The organism is Bacteroidota bacterium, from assembly GCA_030017895.1.
GTDB lineage: Bacteria > Bacteroidota > Ignavibacteria > UBA10030 > BY39 > JASEGV01.
In genome coordinates this window covers 1-1142 of record JASEGV010000150.1, presented here as the reverse complement: position 1 = coordinate 1142, position 1142 = coordinate 1, and the positions used below count along the sequence as shown (strand labels likewise).

Sequence of the window (1142 nt, the reverse complement as noted above, 5' to 3'; positions counted from 1 at the left end):
GGGCAATCAATCAGGGCAACCCTTTTCCACGTAATGTTGCAATACTTGGCGATACGATAGTTATATCGGTTTTAGTTTATGGCATAATGTGGGATAGAACTATCTTTAGCACAGACGGCGGCTTAACCTGGACAATCGGTGCAGGTTCAATTTATTCAGCAAGCACGATGGTAGCTCTAACACGCAACTGGACACACGAATTCCATCACATTTATATAAATGGTTACAGTTTTGAAATGATACATCAACGAAGTTCGGACTTCGGTATGACCTGGCAGGATTCGAGCATTATATCAACGCTTGATAATTGGTCAGGTATGGAACCCGATCCGTTAGGTACTGTAGATAATGATCTATTCATTATTTGGAGAGATGCAAAATACGGCTGCATGGGTTTTGGTTGCAGCGGAATAATACGTCAAAGTACAGACGAAGGTGTATCGTGGCTTCCCGAAACAGTTGTAACAGATACACCGTGGACTTTAAGCCATTCACTTGCAATACGTAAACCTATAATTACAGCGGGGTGGTTTACGGATGATCCCAACATTAATGTAGAAACAAATATATCGTACGATTACGGAAAAACCTGGTGCCCGGTTTTTAAAGTAACACCTAATGAGTCATACACAATATTTTCAAGTATTGTGCTAACAAATAGAACAGTTGTTCTCGCATGGACATCGCGCGATAGTCTCGGCGCTCCATTTCAAATCTGGTGCAGAACTGGAATATTACCAGAAACTTCAGTTCAAGATGAACCCGAATTTTTACCAACCGATTACAAAGTACTGCATGCATATCCAAATCCATTTAACAGCAGTGCTACCATAAAATACAGTTTGCCAAAAAGTTCCGATGTAAAATTATCTATTTATAATATTTTGGGTGAAAAAGTTGCTGTGCTTGCAAACGAATTTCAAAATGCTGGCTGGCAGGAAGTGGTCTGGGAATCCGGAAATAATCCAAGCGGTGTTTATGTGTATCGTTTAACTGCCGGCAAATATACGTCAGCCGGTAAATTACTATTAATCAAATAATATAGAAAGGAGGTGGTTGTTATGAGAGTGTAAATGTTTGTACGTGATTTATAATGAGTTTAACCCAGATTGTTCAATAGGCTATAAATTTCTAATGACCGC

Annotated in this window: 1 protein-coding gene; it reads left to right on the top strand. The window is 39.5% G+C overall.

Going from position 1 to position 1142, the window contains the following annotated elements; genetic code table 11:
- Positions 1 to 1040, top strand: a 1040-nt coding sequence (locus QME58_14380) for a T9SS type A sorting domain-containing protein (GenBank protein MDI6804999.1), incomplete at its 5' end; no start/stop codon positions are given.
- Positions 1041 to 1142: the final 102 nt, after the last annotated feature.